Below are 19,419 nucleotides of genomic sequence, written 5' to 3'. Positions count from 1 at the left end.
CCCGCCTGGTGCTCCTTCAAAATGCCGATGATCTGCTCATCGGAAAACCTGGATCGTTTCATTACCTGTCTCCTTCGTCAGGGGCAGGCTAACCTCAAAGCGGAGACAATTCAGGGGAGCAGGTCAAAAGCAGGCATATAGGCGAGGAATCGCCACTGGCGATCAGGTCGACGCACCACCGGGCGGTGATGGTGATTTGTTGGCATAGCTTGGGTCTGAGTGTGCCAAATCTGTGCCAAAACGCGAAAAAGCCCCGTCCGTGAGGATCGGGGCTTTCGTCTCAAGCGTTGATTTTGCTTGGGTATCTTGGTTGCGGGGGCAAGATCTAATCTTTACTTGCTGCCCAAGCAAGTAAAGATGGTTGCGGGGACCGGCGTCGATCATAACTTGCGATCGACGCCGGTAAAGATGGTTGCGGGAGGGCGCACCCATCATAACTTGCTGTTTCGGGCCGCCGCATAGCAACCTTGCCAAGGTTGGAGTCAAGGGTTCGAATCCCTTCGCTCTCTTCAGATTTCTAAAGGAAATCAAAGGATTGAGTAAGGGCCATCTTCGGGTGGCCCTTCCCTTTTTGGGCTTGGCCAACACCTGGTCAACACGAATGACGCCTGAGCAGGCAGGACGGGATGATCGCCTGAACACCAGCCGGACGATGCCTCGGCGAGCCGAACTGATTCGAGTCCGTCTCCAATGCGCATTGCCCAACTGGCTCGGGCAGACAAGTGGACCCGCGTATCGTTTCAGGCCGGGCGAGTTCCTTCACCGCGACCAGCAACAGCCCGATGGACAGGAGGGCCGGAATGACGGGTACACTGCCGCCATGCCAGCGTTTTGTTTCGGCGCTGGGCTGGAGATGCCCATAAGGATCAGGGCGAGAACGGCGTTTTTGCCGGCGCGATTCCAAGTCTCGAAGACGTCCGACTCTTGGCTCAGGTAAGATGAGGTACATCACAGGCGCCCAATCCCCGAACGATATCGAGCGCGCTCAAGTTCGATCCTTAAGGCTGCCTTAAGCCTCGTATAGAAATGCGACCTGGAACCTCGGGTGATAACCATGCGCGTGCTGATAGTCGAAGATGATGCCGTCCTCAGAGACGGATTGACGGTGGGCCTTTCGATTGGCGGCTTCACCGCCGATGCGGTCAAAACCTGCGAAGAAGCCGGCGCAGCTCTCACGAACCATGAGTTCGATGCGCTGGTGCTTGACCTGATGCTTCCCGACGGTTCCGGCCTCGACGTGCTGAAATCCCTGCGGGAACGGCAGGACGCCACGCCCGTCCTCCTCCTGACTGCGCGTGATCAGGTCGCCGACCGGATTCACGGACTGGATGCGGGGGCCGACGACTATCTCGGCAAGCCGTTCGACCTCGACGAGGTCGCGGCGCGGCTGCGCGCGCTCGTCCGCCGTGCCGCTGGCCGGCCGCAGGCGCTTATCGAATGGCGCGGCCTGCGGCTCGATCCTGCAAACCAGAATGTCGAACACCAAGGCGAACCCATCCGCCTGTCGCGGCGCGAATACTCGATTTTGCATGCCCTCATGATCCATCCCGGCCGGATCCTGTCGCGGAGCCAGATCGAGGAGAAGCTTTACGGCTGGCAGGAGGAGGTCGAGAGCAATGCTGTCGAGGTCCACATCCATCATCTTCGCGGCAAGCTGGGACCGGGCATGATCCAGACCGTCCGTGGGATCGGCTATCGCCTCGGAGACGAACCGTGATGCCGTCGATCTCCAAACGGCTGTTCCTGATCCTCGCCCTGACCACCGGTCTCGTCTGGCTGTCGGCGGTCGTCTGGATTTTCCTTTCCACGCGCGCGGAGGTGGAACGGGTTCTCGACGCGCGGCTGATGGAAGCCGGCCGGATGGTTTCCTCATTGATCGTCAGCCAGGAGATCGCCATCGATCCGACGCAAACGATCACGTCCGATCTGCCGGTGCGCGGCCACAGCGCCTATGACCGCCAGCTTTCGTGCCAGATCTGGTCGCTGCAGGGGACATTGATCGGGCGATCGGATGCGGCGCCCGATCAAGCAATGTCGGAGCACACCGACGGGATCTCCGAAACCGTGATAAATGGTGAGCGGTGGCGGGTTTATGCAATCACCAATACCGAGCGCGGTGTTCGCGTTCTGGTCGGCGACAATCTGAGTATCCGTAACGGGTTGGTGAACGACGTCATCCGCGGTCTTCTCCTGCCGGTCCTGCTGATGTTGCCGGTTCTTGCTGTCCTGATCTGGCTCAGCGTCAGGCGCGGCCTTGAGCCGCTAAGGAAGATCGCAGGCGACCTGGAAGCACGACCCGCCTCCGACCTCAGCCCGATCGAGGACGTGCAGACCGCGAAGGAGATTGCGCCGGTCTTGCAGTCGCTCAACGGATTGTTTGCACGCGTGGCCGGGCTTCGGGAACGCGAGCGCAACTTCACCGCCTTTGCCGCCCACGAACTGCGCACGCCGTTGGCCGGCCTCAAGACGCAGGCGCAGGTCGCGCTTGCAAGCGGCGATGGCACGATCCGCGAGCAGGCATTGCGTCAGATCATGGTTGGCGTAGACCGCACCGGCCGGCTCGTTCGGCAATTGCTGGATATGTCGGCGGTTGAGGCGCTCGACCAGGGCGAGCGTAGTGGGAAGGTATGGCCCGGGAGTATACTGAGAGCGCTCGCGGACGAATTAGCAGATCCGACCAGGGGCGTTGCGGTCGAGGTTTCCCCTGATCTTGACCGCATCGAGCTGGACATCGAGCCGGATCTGTTCGCTCTTGCTGCCCGGAATCTGATGGAGAACGCTGTGAACCATTCGCCGCCCGGAGGCGTCGTCAGGTGTCGTGTGGCCGGCCCCGCCGAAGAGGGCCAGATGATCATCGAGGATGATGGTCCCGGTATCCCCGAGGAGGAGTTGGCCCGCGTCACCGAACGCTTCTTTCGCGGCCGCAACAAAGTACCGGTCGGCAGCGGTCTCGGTCTCGCGATCGTCGAACTGGCGCTCGGGCGGAGTGGTTGGCACCTACGACTTCAGAATCGCGATTGCGGAGGGCTGCAAGCGGTGATGGCGAACGCCGCGTGACCCGTTGCACATACATGGTGCGGGGCGCAGCCAACTCATCTTCAAGAAGATGGAGTGCCAGCAGGATGCGCCAACGCAGGGAGTGATCTTCTCGCCGCGCGACGAAGCTATCCCACCAAAAGATGCCCCATAGCCGGATCTGCTATCACAACCAGCGGGCTCCCGTCGCGAACGTTGTCGGCGAGGTGGATGACATCCTGATTGATCATCCGGATGCATCCTGATGAAACGGCCTGGCCGATGGTCCAGAATTCCGGGTTTCCGTGGATGCGATAGATCGTGTCCCGGTTTCCTTCATGAATGTAGAGGGCGCGTGCTCCAAGTGGATTTTTCAGCCCCGGGTCCATGCCGCCATTGGCGATTGAGTAGGGCTCTAACTCGGGTTGGCGCGCAACCATTTCATCGGGAGGTGTCCAGCGCGGCCATTCCCGCTTGTATGCGATATGACGCCCTCGACCAGCCCACGAAAAACCGTCCCTGCCGACACCCACACCGTATCGGGTTGCGCGGCCGTGAGGCTGAACGTGGTAGAGGTAACGGTTTGGCGTATCGACGATGACGATTCCGGCTCGTTCATCGGTTGGATAGTCGACTTCCGTCCGCCACCATTTCGGATCGACCTTGGAAACGTCGACTTCCGGGATCGGGAAGCGCTCGTTCGGCAGTGCGTAGTACATCGGGGGCGTCGGCGGCGGAGGAGGCATCGAGACCGGCTGCGCGACTTGCGGTGTTTGCCTCGTGGAAACGCATCCGGCGAGAGTCATTGCGCTGGCGCCAATGAGGAAAGCGCGTCGCGCGATTGCGGGTGTCGGTAGCTTGCTCACGTTTCGTACGCTCTCTGCTTTGCGATCAATCAGGCCGCACAGCACGATGCCCATCTTAAGAGCAGCTTAAGGTAAGCGCGGCCGAAGATAGCGAAGCGGCGGGGACTTCAGGCGCCGGCCTGCGGCTCAAGTGATCCGGCCGAACAGGTTTTCGATTGGGTGGGGGCACTTTGTTGGAAACGCGGGCTTGCGTCGCAGGCGAGGAGCACTTTTCCGCCCTTAAGCGGGCCTTAAGGAACGCCCGCTTTGCCGCCGGTCCTGTGAAGGAGACGAGGATGCGGACGCGACTTTTAAGAAACAACGCCGTAGCGTCCGCGGAAGGTGTTGGATGCGGCATCGATGCTGATGCTCGACGCAAGAATGACCAATGGACCCGCCGCGAGCTTCTGCTCGGGGGCCTGGTGGTGCCGGTAGGATTGTTGGCGACTCCCAGCGGGATGGCCGCCGCCAATCCGGCTGCAATGGTCACGGACGTCGCTTCCTACCGGGAGAGACTGGAGCAGATCGCACGAACACATAGCTTCGCGCTCATCGACATCCGTGCGGATTGGTGCGCGGTGTGCCACCGCATTGAGCGGGAAATCCTCGCCCACCCTGCTGTGCTGCAACACCTTGAGGCTGTCCCTCTCGTCAAGGTGGACGTCACGGCGATGGACGAGGGAAACCGCCAGCTCCTCTCCCACCTTCGAGCGAGCGGCCCGCCGACATTCTTCGTCGTGGATGCAGCCACCGGACAGGAATACAACGGCACCCGTTCGGTCGGACCGTTCAGCAGGCGCGATCTCATGCGGCGGTTGCGGCCGTTCACCCGATAGTCCGGAGTCAGGATAAACTGCCGTCGCATCTTCGGCTCAATGCGGTCCTTAAGACTGTCTTAAGCTCGGGAGAGTGCGCTCGCTTCAATATCCATGATCTGGAGCTTTGAGACCATGCACGATCGGCGCCTCTGCACACGTAGACCTCATCCTTTCGCTATGGGTAGGCCGCCGTTCCGCGGTGCATTGAGTCGGCGGACCTTGCTCTCGGGCCTGGCGGCGCTCGCTGCCGCCGGCTTTGCCATGCCCGTGCGTGCCGACGACATGTCAGCCGAGATGATCCTGAACGACCCGGAGGCGCCGGTCGGCGGCAACCCGAACGGCGACCTGACGATCGTCTCGTTCTTTGACTATAACTGTCCTTTCTGCAAGCGCACCGTCGAGCCGCTGAATACGGTGCTGGAATCGGACGGCAATGTGCGTCACGTCTACAAGGACTGGCCGATCCTCGCGCAGTCTTCGGTCTATGGCGCAAAGCTGGCGTTGGCGGCCGGGTATCAGAACCGCTACGAGGAAGCCTATCTGGCGTTGATGGGTATCGAAGGGTCGCGGGTGCCAGAAGAGCAGATGCGACAGGCATTGGAAGGTGCCGGCTTCGACACGGCGGGTCTCGAGACCGAAGCCAACCGCCGCGACGCCGAGATCACCGCCTTGCTTCAGCGCAATAACGCGCAGGCCGAGGGGCTCGGTCTGCGTGGCACGCCCGTGTTTCTGATCGGTCGGTTTCTCGTCGCCTCCGCCCTCGACGAGGACGGCTTCCGCCAGGTTGTCGCAGACGCTCGCGAAGCGTCTTGATGCATCCCGATCGCGATCATCCGAGTAATTTCATGTCCTCAATGCCCATACTCCGCCTCCTTGCTGGCCTGTTCTTCGTCTTCCTGTCGCTGCCCGCCGCGGCGCAACAGGAGGATCTCCTGCAAGCCGAGGAAGCCTTCCGTTTCTCGGTTGAGCGGAATGCGGATCAGCAGATCCAACTCCGGTGGGAAATCGAGGAAGGCTATTACCTCTATCGCGATCATCTGGAAGCGAAGGATGCCGCGACCGGCGAGCCGATCCCGCTGTCGACTGGACCGGGCGTCGTGGAGACAGAGGATGCCAACTTCGGTCCTTCGGAGGTCTATTATCTTGAAGCGGTGGCACGTCTCGGCACTGAAGCGCCCGGGCAGGTCGCAGTCACCTATCAGGGCTGCAAGAAGGATTCGATCTGCTATCCGCCGCTGACCCTGACGGTCAACACGGCAAACCTTCAGGTTTCCGAACCCGTTGTCGGCTTTGGCATAGGTCCAACTCCGGCCGCCCCTGCCGGAGGGACGGGAAACGGCGGCTTCAGCCTGGCTGAGGACACGCAGGACGGCGGCATGGTCGGCTCGCTTCTCGCCAGCGGCGGTGCGATCTGGGTGATCGTGAGTTTCCTCGCCTTCGGGCTGTTGCTCGCCTTCACGCCCTGCGTGCTGCCCATGTATCCGATCCTGAGCGCGACCCTGGCGCGCGAGGGCGAGGCATTGACGGCCCGGCGCGGCTTCATCCTGTCTTTGGCCTATGTGCTGGCAATGGCCGCAGCGTTTGGCCTGCTTGGCGTGGTTGCCGCGTGGTCCGGCCAAAACCTCCAGATGGTGCTGCAATCGCCCTACGCCATTGGCGCCGTCGCAGCGCTGTTCGTCGTGCTGGCGACGGCGATGTTCGGCCTGTTCGAACTGCAACTGCCGACCACCTGGGTCAGCCGGATGGCAGGGGTACAGGCCGGCACGCGCGGCTCGGTGGGCGGAGCCGCCGGAATGGGCTTCCTTTCCGCGCTGATCGTCGGTCCCTGCGTCACCGCGCCGCTCGCCGCGGCACTTCTCTATATCGCACATACGGGCGATGCCTGGATCGGCGCGAGTGCGCTGTTTGCCCTCGGGCTCGGCCAAGGCATTCCGCTGATCGCCTTTGGCACGATGGGGAGCCGCGCTCTGCCGCGTGCGGGGGCGTGGATGGTGCAGGTCAAATACGCGTTCGGCTTCGTCTTTCTCGGCGCGGCGATCTGGATGGTCTCCCGAATCCTGCCGCCGCAAGTGACGCTGGCGCTTTGGGCGGGCCTCCTCTTGATTGTTGCGGTCTTCATCGGCGTCGCTGATCGGCTCCTGGCCGATGCGGGTGCCTGGCCACGTTTCCGCAAAGCCGCCGGACTTGGGGTTTCCCTCGGCGGCGTCATCCTGGCGATCGGGGCGGCGTCGGGCGGGACCGACCCGCTACGTCCGCTCGCCCACTTCGTCATGACCGGTTCGGGCCAGCAGATCGCCCAGTCCGAGATGACATTCATCGAGGCAAACTCGACGCCGCAGGTCGAGCAAGCGATTGCCTCTGCCAACGGACGTCCGACATTGGTCTATTTCACGGCCGACTGGTGCGTCATCTGCAAGACGATCGAACGCGACGTCTTTTCGAGCACGGAAATCGTTGCCGCACTGAACGACTTCCAGCGTGTCAAGGTGGATCTGACCGGACTGGATGAGGCCAGTCAGGGTCTGATGCGCGATCTTGCTGTGGTCGGCCCACCGACCATGATCTTCTTCAACCGAAATGCCTCGGAGGCAAACGGCTCCCGCCTCATCGGCGATGTGACAACCGATACGTTGCTGACATCGGTCTCTCAGGCGAGGCAGTGAGATGAACGCAGTCGCCATCGGGCCTTTCGTCTTCGCACCCGACCGCTTCGCCGCGATCCTCGCCATCGCCGCCTTTCTCCTGCTGAGCGAGATCCTCGCCCGCAAGGTCGATCAGCGCTTTTCGTCCTGGGCCTGGGGCGCGACCGTCGCTTTCGTGGTCGGCGCGCGCGTCGGGCACGTCATCCAGCACGCGAGCAGTTTCCTCGCCGAGCCGCTGCGCGTATTCTACATGTGGCAGGGCGGCTTCATGATCGAAGCCGGCATTGCGCTGGCGTTCGCCTACACGTTCTTTCGCTTCCGGCGCGAATTGCGGCTCACATTGTGGACGGCCCTGCCGAGCGCCGCTGCGGCCTATGTCGCGTTCTTCGTACTGCAGCTCAGCGCCGGCGTGCCGGCGACACCGCTGCCGACCGGAGACATCTACCGCACGCTGGCCGGAGAACGGTTCAATCCAAGTGAACTCGAAGGTCAACCTGTGGTCATCAACCTGTGGGCGACGTGGTGCCCGCCCTGCCGCCGTGAAATGCCGATGATGGCGGACGTTGCCGCAAATACGGACGCTGCCGAACTTGTCTTCGTCAACCAAGGTGAAGGCCAGGAGATCATTCAGCGCTACCTCACAGCCGAGAATCTTGAGCTTGAGCATGTGGTGCTCGACGGACTCGGTGAGTTCGGTCGTCATTACGAGGTACCGGGCCTGCCGGCTACGTTGTTCCTCAAGAGCGACGGGACGCTGCAATCGGTACACATGGGCGAGATCTCAAGAGAAGCCCTCGTGAGCGGCATTCAAGGTCTCGAATAGCCGCCGCAGGTCCGGCACGGCTGGCTTTTGCTGACGACCGTGACGAAGCTGCGACCATCCTCATGATGTTTTGTCATGCAATCCTCATTGAGCCTGCCATTCTCGGACGCTATTGGGCAAGGCAACAGGTCTTAGGGCCTTTGATCGAGACGAGCCTTAATTGTCTCCATCTGCTCGATCTCGCTGCGCTGGGCTGCGATGATTTCTTCGCAAAGCGTCAGCAATTCAGCATCGCGCAGGTCTGCTTCCCGGCACATGAGGATCGCGCCCGAGTGGTGCGGGATCATCGAATCGATGAACTGCCCGTCACCGATCAGGGTTTGGCTTCGTGTGGCTGCGAATGAGGCGATCGTCAAGACGAGGAAGACGGCGTAGAGGGTGATATTGAGCCCTTTTCGCGGAAACATGCCGGGCATCGTTGCCAGCATGAAGATGCCCATCGGCGCCCACATGGTCACGGCCATGTAGAACATGTTGAGATTGTTTCGGAAATCTTGAAATCCGTCGATCATCGAGAACATGACGACGTACATGACGATCAGGCCGAGCGCCATGTTGATCCAGAACATCAGGTAGGGACGTCCTTCGCCGTGATCGGCGTGTTCGTGCTTGCCATTATGGGACGATTGGGTCATCTCGTGGCTCCTTGGTTTTCGCTTAATGTCCGAGACCGATGCCCATGGGCTTGAGTAGCATCCAGATCGCCATTCCGACCATCATCAGGTTCTCCGTCAGCGAGACGAAGCCGAGCGGAACGTTGCTGTCACCGCCAACGCAGGCGCATTTGAGTTCGCGCTTGTCGATATAGACCGCCTTGAAGACCGATACGGCTCCGACAGTGCCGATGAAGAGGGCAACGGGGATCGACAGCCACATCAGCGCGCCGGCCATCATCAGGATGCCCGCCAGCGCTTCGGCGAACGGATAGACGTAGGAGTAGCGCACCCAGCGCTGGGCGAACAGATCGTAGTTGAGGAACATGGTAGCGAAGCTTTCCACGTCCTTGAGCTTCTGCAGGGCGAGCAGACACATGGCGATGGCAATGAACCATTCTGCCGCCGCAACGGTCGCAAGGGTACCGAACGCGGCCCAACTCGTCGCTAGCGCCATCAACGCAGCCATCGCGAACAACGCGATCACCGGCGTATAGGTGGTGGCGTCCTTGTCCTTTACCTCCTTGCCGAAGAAGGCGAGAAGATCGTCGTAGCCGCCGATGCGATTGCCGCCGATAAAGGTCTGCGGTGTGGTGTCGACGCCGTGCGTTTTCTTGAAAGCATCGATCTCGGCGCGCGACGTCAGCTCATGATCGTTGACCTCGTAGCCCTGCCGTTTCAGGAGGTCGAGCGATTTGAGACCGTAGGGACAGGTATGTTCGTGGGTCACCATCCTGTGCAGGTCGGCGCGTTTTGCGGTGGAAGTGGCCATGTCGTCAGTCCTTCGATTTCAGAGTTTTGCTTTTGCGAACACCTCGACCAACTCGCTGAATTTGCGGCGTTGCGCGTCCGCATCACCTGCCGCTATCGCTTCCTCGACACAGCAAGCGGCGTGGGTCTTGAGGATTTCGGTCTCGACCTTGGCCAGCGCCGCCTTGATGGCGTGGATCTGATGCAGGATATCGATGCAGTAACGGTCATCGGCCACCATCTGGCTGACCCCTCGCACCTGTCCTTCGATTCGCTTGAGCCTCGCGCGGAGGGCTTTGTTGTCCTTCTGGCACATGGCCGTAAAATACCCCGTATGGGTATATTTAAGGTTCGAGAGCCATCTTGGTTCCCTCCGATCAAAAAATCTCGCCGGCGCTTTCTGTCTGCTTTGCACCATTGTCGCGATCATCAGTGGGGTTGACCTTCCAATGGTTGGAACCCTCATCTTGGAGGGCCAAACGAAGGAGATGGACATGAAGATCAGAGCCGAGAATCTGATCGCCGCAGTTGGAGAGCTTCGGGTCGGGTTGCTTGCGGTCAGGGATCTGGCCGATACGCTGTTATCCCTGGTCGAGGCCCGCGGACGCATCACCATTTTCGAAACAGGGTTCCAGACGTGGTTCAGCGTCCACGCGAGCCGTTTGCCTTGACCGAAGGCGCACCGATGGGGCGCTTGTCGCCTTCGCGGTGGCAACCGTCCTCGTGCTGATGACCGGCAAAGGAAAAGGGCGGAATTGATCCGCCCTTCACCGTCTCATTGGCTGCGCTTGGCCAGCCATTCCTGCATCTGCGCGATTTCCGCCTCCTGGGCGGAGATGACCTCCTCAGCAAGTGCTCGCACCTCGGGGTCTGATCCGTGTTCGAGAACGACACGAGCCATGTCGATGGCGCCCTGGTGATGGGGGATCATGCCGCGCATGAAATCCTCATCCGCATCGCCCGTAAACTCGATCGCCATATCGGCATGCATCTTGTCGTTGACTTGCTGGTAGGCGCGAATGACAGGGTTATCCGAAGGCGCGGTGGCGCCGTGTCCGGCATGTTCGCCGTGATTCATGGTCGCTCCTTGGCCTTGCTCGTCCATCTGAGACTGTGCGTAGGCGAGTCCGCCAGCAATGACGAACGCGCCGGCAATGAAGATCGGGGTGAGCTTGTTCATGACACAGCTCCTGGTCAGTTTACAGTTGCAGGATAGCCGGCTTCTTCGAGAACCTGCTGAATAGCCCCCGCACTAGCAGTCGTCTCAACCTTGACCGCCCGCGCCTCCGGATTCGTCTCCACCCTGGCGGTGGGGTCGACTGACTGGATCGCCTTGGTGACGGATTTTGCGCAGCCACCGCAGGTCATGTTCTCGATTCTGAGTTCCATGAGAATTCTCCTTGTTTGGTCTCACGTTGCCAAATGTGGGGCTTCCAACCATGGGAAGGTCAATGGCGATTTTTCTCTGTTTGTCCTCTTGACCTTCCCATGGTTGGAAATCCCATCTTCTGTCCGAACTGGAATTTCGGGACAAAAAAGGAGGCGGCTATGAATGCCCCCGTTCGAGCAACAGACCTGTCTGGAACGATATCACTCCCCATTGAGGGGATGACCTGTGCATCCTGCGTAGGTCGTGTCGAAAGAGCCCTCAAGGCCGTGCCTGGCGTCGCCGATGCGGTCGTCAATCTGGCGACCGAAAAGGCGAGCATCACCACGAACGCTGCGGTCGATCCTGCCACTCTCGTCAAGGCCGTGGAGGATGTAGGCTATGAGGTTGCGGCAAGCTTCTCCGCGCCGACGGCAGCCTCGCTTGAAGTGGCGATCGAGGGCATGACCTGCGCATCCTGCGTGGGACGCGTCGAAAAGGCGCTCAAGGCCGTACCCGGCGTCACTAATGCCGTCGTCAACCTCGCGACCGAGAAGGCCACGATCCAGGGCAGCGCCGATGCGGCGGCTTTGGTGGCTGCCATCGAGGGCGCGGGATACGACGCCAGGGTGATCGCCACGGCGGCAGGAACCAGCCAGGGCGAGACGGATGATCGTACCGAAAAGAAGGAAGCGGAACGTCGTGAACTGACCCGCGATTTCACCATCGCGGCGGTGCTGACGGTGCCTGTCTTCATCCTGGAGATGGGCTCACACGTCATTCCGGGCATGCATGACCTGATCGCTTCAACCATCGGCATGCAGACGAACTGGTATATCCAGTTCGTGTTGACGACCATCGTCCTGTTCGTTCCGGGTATCCGCTTTTACGACAAGGGGCTGCCCGCCCTGTGGCGGCTCGCCCCCGACATGAACTCGCTGGTCGCGGTCGGCACGCTCGCCGCCTATGGCTATTCGCTGGTCGCGACCTTCGCGCCCGGTTTCCTGCCTGCCGGAACGGTGAACGTCTATTTCGAGGCTGCCGCCGTCATCGTGACGCTGATCCTGCTCGGCCGTTTGCTGGAGGCTCGTGCCAAGGGACGCACCTCCGAGGCGATCAAGCGTCTCGTCGGCCTTCAGGCCAAGATGGCGCGCGTGCGCAGGGACGGCAAGACGATCGAACTGCCGATCGACGCCGTGCTGTCGGGAGACATCGTCGAGGTTCGTCCCGGCGATCGCATCCCGGTGGATGGCGAGGTCATCGAAGGCCAGAGCTATGTCGACGAATCGATGATCACGGGCGAACCGATCCCGGTGTCCAAAACGAATGGCAGCGAGGTCGTGGCCGGAACGGTGAACCAGAAGGGCGCCTTTGCCATCCGTGCGACGGCGGTCGGCGGCAACACGGTGCTGTCGCAGATCATCCGCATGGTCGAGGAAGCGCAAGGCTCAAAGCTACCGATCCAGGCGCTGGTCGACAAGGTCACGATGTATTTTGTGCCGGCGGTGTTTGCGGTAGCGATCCTCACCTTCGCCGCATGGATGTGGTTCGGCCCGTCGCCCGCGCTGACCTTCGCTCTGGTCAATGCCGTCGCCGTCCTGATCATCGCCTGCCCCTGCGCCATGGGTCTGGCGACGCCGACCTCGATCATGGTGGGCACGGGCCGCGGTGCGGAACTGGGCGTGCTCTTCCGCAAGGGCGAAGCGTTGCAGCTGCTCAAGGACGCCAGGGTCGTCGCCGTCGACAAGACGGGCACACTGACCGAAGGCAAGCCTGCGCTCACCGATCTGGAACTGGCCATCGGATTCAACCGGGCAAATGTCCTCGGTTTGGTTGCGGCCGTCGAAGCGAAGTCGGAGCATCCGATCGCCCGTGCGATCGTGGATGCGGCCGCCGGGGAGGACATCCCGCTGCCGGCCGTGTCGGACTTCGAGTCGGTGACGGGTTTCGGCGTCAAGGCCATGGTCGGCGGCAGCCAAGTCGAGATTGGCGCTGACCGCTACATGGCAGACCTCGGCCACGACGTAGCTGCCTTCGCCAAGATTGCCGAACGTCTCGGCAATGAGGGCAAGTCACCGCTCTATGCCGCCATCGACGGCAAGCTCGCGGCGATTATCGCCGTGGCCGATCCGATCAAGGAGACGACGCCCGCAGCGATCAAGGCGCTGCACGATCTCGGCCTCAAGGTCGCGATGATCACCGGCGACAATGCCCGCACGGCAAAAGCCATCGCGGCTCGGCTGGGGATCGACGAGGTGGTGGCGGAAGTGCTGCCGGACGGCAAGGTCGACGCTGTACGCCGCCTCAAAGCCCAGCATGGCAAGGTCGCTTTCGTCGGCGATGGCATCAACGACGCTCCGGCGCTGGCCGAAGCGGATGTGGGCCTTGCCATCGGCACGGGTACGGACATTGCCATCGAGGCAGCCGACGTGGTGCTGATGTCGGGCAGCCTGCAAGGCGTGCCGAACGCGATCGCACTGTCCAAGGCGACGATCGGCAACATCCGGCAGAACCTGTTCTGGGCCTTTGCCTACAACACGGCTCTGATCCCCGTTGCCGCCGGTCTGCTCTATCCGGCCTACGGCATCCTGCTGTCGCCGGTCTTTGCCGCCGGCGCGATGGCCCTGTCGAGCGTCTTCGTCCTCGGCAACGCGCTGAGGCTCAAGACCTTCCGCGCGCCCGCGCAGGCGGAAAGCGGCGCAGTCCGGCCCCGTCAGCCTGAACTTGCGCCTGCGGAATGAGAAACAGGCGAGCCTGCTTCGGCAGGCTCGCCACATGTAAAGGAATGAAGCGATGACCAATACGGGAACTCCGTCAGTGGTGCTGTATACCACGCCAACCTGCCCCGATTGCCATGCCGTCAAGCGATGGCTTGCTGACCAGGGTGTCCCATTCGAAGAGCGTGACCTGTCAGATCCGCAGATCGCCGAAGAGGCGAAAGCGCGGACCGGCGTGCGCGTTGCCCCGATCACGATTGTCAACGAACAGGTCTTCTATGGCACCTTTGCTGACCAGAAACCTCGTCTGGCGGAAGCCCTGTCATCGGGCGCCGCCTGAGGGAGATTGTCATGGGAAGACAAATCGAAATTCGGCAGGCGGGGCGCATCATCGACGTGCCGGATGGCCGAACCATTCTGGAGAGAGCGCTAGAAGAAGGGATCGCATATCCTCATGGATGCCGTTCGGGCCGCTGCGGCTCGTGCAAGTCCCGACTGGTCAGCGGCGAGGTCGATCTTCTGCCGCACACGCGCTTTGCCCTGACGGACGATGAGCGGTCTCAGGGACTGATCCTTGCATGCCGCGCGCAGCCGCTCACGGATTGCACGGTCGCATGGCTCGATGAGGAGGAAGAACAGCTTGATCTTCCCGTCCGCACCTATCGCACGCGGGTTGTCGCGATCGATGACGCAACCCACGACATCCGGCAAATCAGGCTGGAGGTCGAAACGGGAGAGGCCGTCGCGTTCAAGGCGGGCCAGTATGCGCAGGTGACGTTCGATGGCGTTCCGGCGCGCGACTATTCGATGGCGAACCAGCCGGGTCGAGACCATCTCGAATTCCACATCAGGCATGTGCCCGGTGGAGCGACGAGCGAACACGTCGCCAGGTCACTCAAGGTCGGCGACGAGGTTTCGGTTCGCGGGCCGCTCGGCAGTTCGTTTCTGTGCGAACAGCATACGGGTCCAATTCTGGCGGTCGCCGGCGGATCGGGACTGGCGCCGATCAAGTCGATTGTCGAAACGGCGCTGGCAAGCGGCCTGCGGCAGCCGATCCATCTCTATTTCGGGGCACGGACGGAACGTGATCTCTATCTCGTCGATCATTTCAGTCTTCTGGCGAGCACCTACGACAACCTCACCTTCATGCCCGTGCTTTCGGAGGTGAGCCGATCCGATCACTTCCGAACCGGCCTGGTAACGGATGCGATCGTGAGTGACGTGCAGGACCTCAATGGCTGGAAGGCATATATGGCCGGACCGCCTGCCATGATCGATGCTTCCGGCATCATGCTTCGCGAACTGGGCTTGCGCGGCGAGGACATACATGCGGACGTGTTTTTTACGCCCGAAGAAGCGCCTACATAAGTCGAAGAAAGGAACCAGCGATGAACATCGGTAAAGCAGCGGCGGCATCAGGCGTCTCGGCGAAGATGATCCGCTACTACGAATCGATCGGATTGATCGCGGAAGCGTCGCGGACGGATAGCGGATACCGGGATTACTCCGATAAGGACGTGCATACGTTGCGTTTTATCAGGCGTGCGCGCGATCTCGGTTTCTCGGTCGAGAAAATGACGGAACTGCTTGCGCTCTGGCGAGACCGAGACCGGGCGAGCGCGGACGTCAAGCGCGTGGCGCTCGAGCATGTCGAAGAACTTGAACGGAAGGCGCGTGAACTCAGGGAGATGAGCATGACGCTCAAGCACCTTGCCGAGAACTGCCGGGGCAATGCCCGGCCGGACTGCCCGATCATCGATGAGTTGGCGACGACTGATGACCCTGAGACCAGCCCCACACACACCCGCGATCGTTCCGGCGCGACAGGGAACAGGTTCGAGCACACGAGGCCCGTCGTGTCGGCGAAGGCGGAAAGAAGCGGTCACGGTGCCAGGGAGCAATAGCCATGACGCTTGCCGGCGAAATCCTGCACCTGTTCAAACGGGCATGTTCGGACGGCGACATGGAAGTTGCCGAGAAGCTATTGCAGGCTCTTGAACTGATTGATGCGCGAGGGCTCGGCGTCGCAGCTTCGCACAAGCCGTTGTCTCAAGCTTATCTGGCTATCGGAGAACTTCCTGTGCCTCCGAAAAAATGTCAGCGGCATCACTAGGACATCATCCGTTCAATGAGGCCCAAGGATGGATGAGCCGGAAACGGGACGGGTCAATGCCGACTTCGCAGGTCAACAACTGCCCGCGTAGGCGGGACTCCGAAACTCAGCGGCGGCGGGAGACCTCCTCCTGATATCCGCGCTCTCGTTCCGGCCAAGTACTCTTAATAAAAGCGAGGACAGCCCGGATCTCGCCGTCGCTCAGGGCATCGGCAAAACCAGGCATGTCGCTCTCATAGCTCCCTCCGACGATGGCCGCTGTACCCTCCTTGACGATGCGGAACAGCATCTCATCGGCATGGTGCCAGGTGTGGCCGCTCTCGTCGTGCGGCGGTGCGGGCAGCCGACCGGAGGGAGGCGGCGAGCGCCAGTCCGGCTGCCCTTCGAGATTCGCACCGTGGCAAGACGCGCATTGATCCGCATAGACTTGTCGGCCCTGCTCGACGACCTCCGCTGATGCCGCAGCGATGGATTCGGAACGGGCGTAATGCCACCCAGCCAATGTCGCCACGATCGCACCTGCGAGGAGCGACCCTGCCCAGAATGTATTTAGGAGCTTCTTTCGCATGGCACGCATGTTCAGTAACGAGGAATTGCAACGCACGAGATGGCAAGGAGGATTTGCCAGTGGTGCGACACCATTTGCAATAGACATTCCGGTGAGTAGTACCTATCGTTCCAGTATGTTTGCGCGCGTTGTCTCCATGCTTGCCATAATCGGCGTCGCCGTCATGACGATGGCATTCTCCGCGCACGCGGCACGAATGAGCATACCGCCGGAACAGGCTGTGCATGTGGGCGAGATTACAAACTCTGCAGCCGGCATTGAGCCTGCATGCACCAGCAAACACTGCGGATCGGCAGACATGGATGCGGGAACCTGTGAACTGGTTTGTGCAGGTTTTTCAATCTTTCTCGTATCACCGAGCGGTGGTTCTGGAAACCAATACACGTCAACCGCCTATGTTCTGCCGCCTGATGCCAGCATTCCCGGTCGGGCGCTCGGACTGAACGAACGCCCTCCGAAGATCCGTCTCCTCTGATCGCGCCCGGGCATTCGGCCCGCGGCCTTCCGACAGCTTTGAGGAACGGGACTGCGGTCCCGAGGAGACGACCATGAATACCCTTTCACGACGCGGCTTTCTCGCCGCTGGCGCGGCCATGCTGGCCTACGCTCAGGTGCCCCGGATGGCGGCAGCGCAGGACGCCACGCCGCTATCGCTTCGCGCCGCCAGCCGCACGCTCGACATCGACGGACGCGCCGCCACTGTCTGGGGCCTTGCCGGGCCATCCGGACAGGGCCTGACACTCGATCCCGGCATGCCGTTCCGGGTGGATCTAACGAACGAACTCGACACCGCCACACTGATCCACTGGCACGGCCAGATCCCGCCCAATGCGCAGGATGGCGTGCCCGACATGCCCTTGCCGATGCTCGCCCCCGGCGAGACTCGCGCCTATGACTTCGCACCGCTGCCCGGCACCTATTGGATGCACGCGCATGTTCCGCTGCACGAGATGCGCCTTCTGGCCGCGCCCCTGATCGTGCGCAGCGCCGAGGATGTCGCCGCTGACCGGCAGGAGGTGGTACTGTTTCTGCATGATTTCTCATTCAAGGCACCCGAAGAGGTGATGGCGGAGATCAAGTCCGGCCATGGTGCCACGGGCAATCACGGAAGCGGCACAGGCACAGGCACGGGCGGAATGTCAGGTATGAACCACGGCGCGATGGGAAACATGCCGATGACTGGCATGGATCACGGCGCCAAGGGCGGCATGATGGGAATGGGGACCATGGACGGCATGACGATGGACCTCAACGACTACGACTGGGACGCCTATCTTGCCAATGATCGTACGCTCTCGGACCCGGAAGTGGTGCAGGTCGAGCGCGGCGGGCGTATCCGCCTGCGGGTCATCAACGCCGCTGCGGCGACGGTGTTCTGGCTCGACACCGGCGAAGCGCAGGCCCGGCTCGTCGCGGTTGATGGCCATGCCGTTCAGCCGCTCTCCGGCACGAGGTTCGGTCTGGCCATGGGCCAACGGCTCGACCTTGAGATCGACCTGCCTTCGGAGGGCGGTGCCTGGCCGATCCTCGCGCTGCGAGAAGGCGCGCGGGAGCGCACCGGTCTGATCCTTGCCACTCCGGGCGCCGAGATACGGCACATTGATGCTTTGGCAGAGACCGAAGCACCGGCCTTTGACACCGACCTTGCGCAGGAGACGCGCCTGATCGCTTCCGAATCCTTGCCGGAGCGGCCGGTGGACCGCAGCCACATGGTGATGCTGGGCGGCTCGATGCAGCCCTATGTGTGGACGATCAACGGTGCCGTCTGGGGCCAGCATCGCCCGGTTACCGCGAGGCGCGGCGAACGGATCGTGCTGTCCTTCCACAATATGTCGATGATGGGTCACCCGATGCATCTCCACGGCCATGTGTTCCAGGTCGTCGGGCTGAATGGACGTGCGGTCACGGGCGCGCAGCGGGACACGGTGTATGTGCCGCCGATGTCGATGGTCGACGTGGCACTCGATGCCGGAGAAGCCGCGCGCTGGATGCTGCATTGCCATCACATGCCGCATCTTGAAACAGGCATGATGACCGAATTCGCGGTCAGCGCATAGGCAGCGTGCTGGCAGGAGGACGCCGGCACCGGCGTCCTCCTGTGCAACAAGGAGGTGAACCCTATGTCAATGTCTCACGGCGGTCATGCCGGCCACATGCCGGCGAGTGGTGATCGCAAAGCGCTCGTCATTTCGGGCTGGCTTACCGGCCTTTACTTCATCGTGGAACTCGGGATCGGCATCTGGACGGGCTCAGTCGCCGTCATGTCGGATGCCTTCCACACCTTCTCGGCCGTGGGCGGCGTGCTCATTGCGCTGGTCGCCATGCGTCTGGGTGAGCGAAAATCCAGCCCCTCGCGCACCTTCGGCTACATTCGGGCGGAGATCCTGGGGGCCCTCTTCAACGGCCTCTTCCTCGTCGCCATGGCTCTCTACGTGCTGTGGATGGGCGCGATGCGCCTCATGGAGCCCATCGAACTGGCCACGACGCCGATGTTGATCGCCGCAGCGGGCGGCATCGCCACCGAGCTTGTCGCGCTCTGGCTCATGTACGAGCGCCAGAAGGACAACCTGAATATGCGGGGTGCGTATTGGCACATCCTGCAGACCTTCGTCGGCAGCTTCCTCATCATCGTCTCGGCGCTGGTGATCCGATTCACGGGCTTTGTGGCCATCGATCCGCTGCTTGGCATGGCCTTCGGACTGCTGCTGCTCTGGGCTTCCTGGGGTATTATGCGCGAGGCATTGCACATCCTGCTGCAAGGCACGCCCGAAGACCTCGACTTGGAGGCCGCCATCGAGGCCATACGGCAGCTAGAGGGGGTTACCGACGTGCACCACGTCCATGCCTGGAGTCTGACATCCGGGCGCAATGTATTCTCAAGCCACGTCTGCGTTGGGGACTTTCAGGAAGGCGAACGGGTGCTGCGACAAGCAAGCAATCTCCTGCGCGAGCGTTTCAACATCTACTTCTCGACGTTGCAGATCGAGGAATACTGCCTCGACGGCGAGGACTCTGCGGCCGAGATTGACATCATGCAGTCTCAGACGGGGCAAGAACGGACCAGCATCGGAAAGATCCACGACAATCACTGATTGGCAGGAACCCCGGA

The 19,419-nt window shown here is 61.6% G+C and carries 22 protein-coding genes and 1 tRNA gene; 16 read left to right on the top strand and 7 right to left on the bottom strand.

From position 1 onward, the window contains the following. The first annotated feature begins 418 nt into the window (after nucleotides 1-418). From P2PM1_RS08995 to P2PM1_RS08985, 3 genes are all read left to right on the top strand, one after another. Nucleotides 419-509 (top strand) — tRNA-OTHER (locus tag P2PM1_RS08995). A gap of 545 nt (nucleotides 510-1,054) precedes the next feature. After that, nucleotides 1,055-1,717 carry a response regulator transcription factor gene (locus P2PM1_RS08990; RefSeq protein WP_012092695.1) on the top strand — a complete coding sequence of 221 codons (663 nt, stop codon included), beginning with the start codon at nucleotides 1,055-1,057 and terminating at the stop codon, nucleotides 1,715-1,717. Continuing rightward, nucleotides 1,717-3,057: an ATP-binding protein gene (locus P2PM1_RS08985; protein WP_012092694.1), complete on the top strand. Its 1,341-nt coding sequence runs from the start codon at nucleotides 1,717-1,719 to the stop codon at nucleotides 3,055-3,057. The genes P2PM1_RS08990 and P2PM1_RS08985 overlap by 1 nt, the downstream gene beginning before the upstream one ends. 107 nt (nucleotides 3,058-3,164) lie before the next feature. On the opposite strand, the gene P2PM1_RS08980 is transcribed toward P2PM1_RS08985, so the two are convergent. Continuing rightward, complete coding sequence (locus P2PM1_RS08980) at nucleotides 3,165-3,821, bottom strand: L,D-transpeptidase (protein ID WP_109707754.1); 657 nt, start codon at nucleotides 3,819-3,821, stop codon at nucleotides 3,165-3,167. A gap of 335 nt (nucleotides 3,822-4,156) precedes the next feature. On the opposite strand from P2PM1_RS08980, the gene P2PM1_RS08975 reads away from it, so the two are divergent. The 4 genes from P2PM1_RS08975 (at nucleotide 4,157) to P2PM1_RS08960 (ending at nucleotide 8,143) form a co-directional block, all read left to right on the top strand. Beyond that, the gene (locus tag P2PM1_RS08975; protein ID WP_012092692.1) at nucleotides 4,157-4,696 is read left to right on the top strand and encodes a thioredoxin family protein; all 540 of its coding nucleotides are present in this window, start codon (nucleotides 4,157-4,159) and stop codon (nucleotides 4,694-4,696) included. Between the two features lie 186 nt (nucleotides 4,697-4,882). After that, nucleotides 4,883-5,491, top strand: a complete 609-nt coding sequence (locus tag P2PM1_RS08970; RefSeq protein ID WP_037092232.1) for a DsbA family protein — start codon at nucleotides 4,883-4,885, stop codon at nucleotides 5,489-5,491. After that, a complete protein-coding gene (gene dsbD / locus P2PM1_RS08965; protein ID WP_012092690.1) occupies nucleotides 5,491-7,341 on the top strand; it encodes a protein-disulfide reductase DsbD in 1,851 nt (616 codons plus the stop codon). The genes P2PM1_RS08970 and dsbD overlap by 1 nt, the downstream gene beginning before the upstream one ends. A 1-nt stretch (nucleotide 7,342) precedes the next feature. Continuing rightward, nucleotides 7,343-8,143, top strand: a complete 801-nt coding sequence (locus P2PM1_RS08960; RefSeq protein ID WP_012092689.1) for a TlpA disulfide reductase family protein — start codon at nucleotides 7,343-7,345, stop codon at nucleotides 8,141-8,143. A gap of 131 nt (nucleotides 8,144-8,274) precedes the next feature. Here P2PM1_RS08960 and P2PM1_RS08955 read toward each other — a convergent pair whose 3' ends face one another. The 3 genes from P2PM1_RS08955 to P2PM1_RS08945 are packed head-to-tail and all read right to left on the bottom strand — an operon-like array spanning nucleotide 8,275 to nucleotide 9,862. Further along, a complete protein-coding gene (locus P2PM1_RS08955) occupies nucleotides 8,275-8,778 on the bottom strand; it encodes a DUF305 domain-containing protein (protein ID WP_012092688.1) in 504 nt (167 codons plus the stop codon). Nucleotides 8,779-8,800: 22 nt separating this feature from the next. Further along, complete coding sequence (locus tag P2PM1_RS08950) at nucleotides 8,801-9,568, bottom strand: glutaredoxin family protein (protein WP_012092687.1); 768 nt, start codon at nucleotides 9,566-9,568, stop codon at nucleotides 8,801-8,803. An 18-nt stretch (nucleotides 9,569-9,586) separates the two neighbouring features. Next, the gene (locus P2PM1_RS08945; RefSeq protein ID WP_028034411.1) at nucleotides 9,587-9,862 is read right to left on the bottom strand and encodes a metal-sensitive transcriptional regulator; all 276 of its coding nucleotides are present in this window, start codon (nucleotides 9,860-9,862) and stop codon (nucleotides 9,587-9,589) included. 178 nt (nucleotides 9,863-10,040) lie between these two features. Between P2PM1_RS08945 and P2PM1_RS08940 the strand changes: the two genes are divergently transcribed. Next, nucleotides 10,041-10,217 carry a hypothetical protein gene (locus P2PM1_RS08940; RefSeq protein WP_156122387.1) on the top strand — a complete coding sequence of 59 codons (177 nt, stop codon included), beginning with the start codon at nucleotides 10,041-10,043 and terminating at the stop codon, nucleotides 10,215-10,217. Between the two features lie 104 nt (nucleotides 10,218-10,321). On the opposite strand, the gene P2PM1_RS08935 is transcribed toward P2PM1_RS08940, so the two are convergent. Both P2PM1_RS08935 and P2PM1_RS08930 read right to left on the bottom strand, forming a co-directional pair. Beyond that, on the bottom strand, nucleotides 10,322-10,726 hold the full coding sequence (locus P2PM1_RS08935) for a DUF305 domain-containing protein (RefSeq protein ID WP_012092685.1): 405 nt from the start codon (nucleotides 10,724-10,726) through the stop codon (nucleotides 10,322-10,324). A 14-nt stretch (nucleotides 10,727-10,740) separates the two neighbouring features. Continuing rightward, nucleotides 10,741-10,935, bottom strand: a complete 195-nt coding sequence (locus P2PM1_RS08930; RefSeq protein WP_012092684.1) for a heavy-metal-associated domain-containing protein — start codon at nucleotides 10,933-10,935, stop codon at nucleotides 10,741-10,743. A gap of 159 nt (nucleotides 10,936-11,094) precedes the next feature. On the opposite strand from P2PM1_RS08930, the gene P2PM1_RS08925 reads away from it, so the two are divergent. The 5 genes from P2PM1_RS08925 to P2PM1_RS08905 are packed head-to-tail and all read left to right on the top strand — an operon-like array spanning nucleotide 11,095 to nucleotide 15,742. Further along, nucleotides 11,095-13,653, top strand: a complete 2,559-nt coding sequence (locus P2PM1_RS08925) for a heavy metal translocating P-type ATPase (RefSeq protein ID WP_028034409.1) — start codon at nucleotides 11,095-11,097, stop codon at nucleotides 13,651-13,653. Between the two features lie 52 nt (nucleotides 13,654-13,705). Continuing rightward, nucleotides 13,706-13,969, top strand: a complete 264-nt coding sequence (locus P2PM1_RS08920; RefSeq protein ID WP_012092682.1) for a glutaredoxin family protein — start codon at nucleotides 13,706-13,708, stop codon at nucleotides 13,967-13,969. Nucleotides 13,970-13,980: 11 nt separating this feature from the next. After that, the gene (locus tag P2PM1_RS08915) at nucleotides 13,981-14,997 is read left to right on the top strand and encodes a 2Fe-2S iron-sulfur cluster-binding protein (protein WP_186398810.1); all 1,017 of its coding nucleotides are present in this window, start codon (nucleotides 13,981-13,983) and stop codon (nucleotides 14,995-14,997) included. 20 nt (nucleotides 14,998-15,017) lie between these two features. Further along, complete coding sequence (cueR, locus tag P2PM1_RS08910; RefSeq protein WP_012092680.1) at nucleotides 15,018-15,533, top strand: Cu(I)-responsive transcriptional regulator; 516 nt, start codon at nucleotides 15,018-15,020, stop codon at nucleotides 15,531-15,533. Nucleotides 15,534-15,535: 2 nt separating this feature from the next. Beyond that, a complete protein-coding gene (locus tag P2PM1_RS08905) occupies nucleotides 15,536-15,742 on the top strand; it encodes a hypothetical protein (protein WP_028034408.1) in 207 nt (68 codons plus the stop codon). Nucleotides 15,743-15,848: 106 nt separating this feature from the next. Here P2PM1_RS08905 and P2PM1_RS08900 read toward each other — a convergent pair whose 3' ends face one another. Continuing rightward, a complete protein-coding gene (locus tag P2PM1_RS08900) occupies nucleotides 15,849-16,310 on the bottom strand; it encodes a cytochrome c (RefSeq protein WP_028034407.1) in 462 nt (153 codons plus the stop codon). Here P2PM1_RS08900 and P2PM1_RS08895 point away from each other — a divergent pair. The 3 genes from P2PM1_RS08895 to P2PM1_RS08885 all read left to right on the top strand — a co-directional run bounded on the left by P2PM1_RS08895 (nucleotide 16,309) and on the right by P2PM1_RS08885 (nucleotide 19,402). Then, complete coding sequence (locus P2PM1_RS08895) at nucleotides 16,309-16,785, top strand: hypothetical protein (protein WP_197057541.1); 477 nt, start codon at nucleotides 16,309-16,311, stop codon at nucleotides 16,783-16,785. The two genes, P2PM1_RS08900 and P2PM1_RS08895, sit on opposite strands and share 2 nt — an antisense overlap. 73 nt (nucleotides 16,786-16,858) lie before the next feature. After that, nucleotides 16,859-18,367 (top strand): multicopper oxidase family protein, encoded by a 1,509-nt coding sequence (locus P2PM1_RS08890; protein WP_012092678.1) that lies wholly within the window; start codon nucleotides 16,859-16,861, stop codon nucleotides 18,365-18,367. Nucleotides 18,368-18,430: 63 nt separating this feature from the next. Beyond that, on the top strand, nucleotides 18,431-19,402 hold the full coding sequence (locus P2PM1_RS08885; RefSeq protein ID WP_012092677.1) for a cation diffusion facilitator family transporter: 972 nt from the start codon (nucleotides 18,431-18,433) through the stop codon (nucleotides 19,400-19,402). Nucleotides 19,403-19,419: the final 17 nt, after the last annotated feature.

The sequence above is a fragment of the Stappia sp. P2PMeth1 genome (genome assembly GCF_900185735.1).
Classification (GTDB): domain Bacteria; phylum Pseudomonadota; class Alphaproteobacteria; order Rhizobiales; family Stappiaceae; genus Stappia.
Note: the sequence above shows the minus strand (reverse complement) of the source record. Positions and strands in the feature narration are given on the sequence as shown.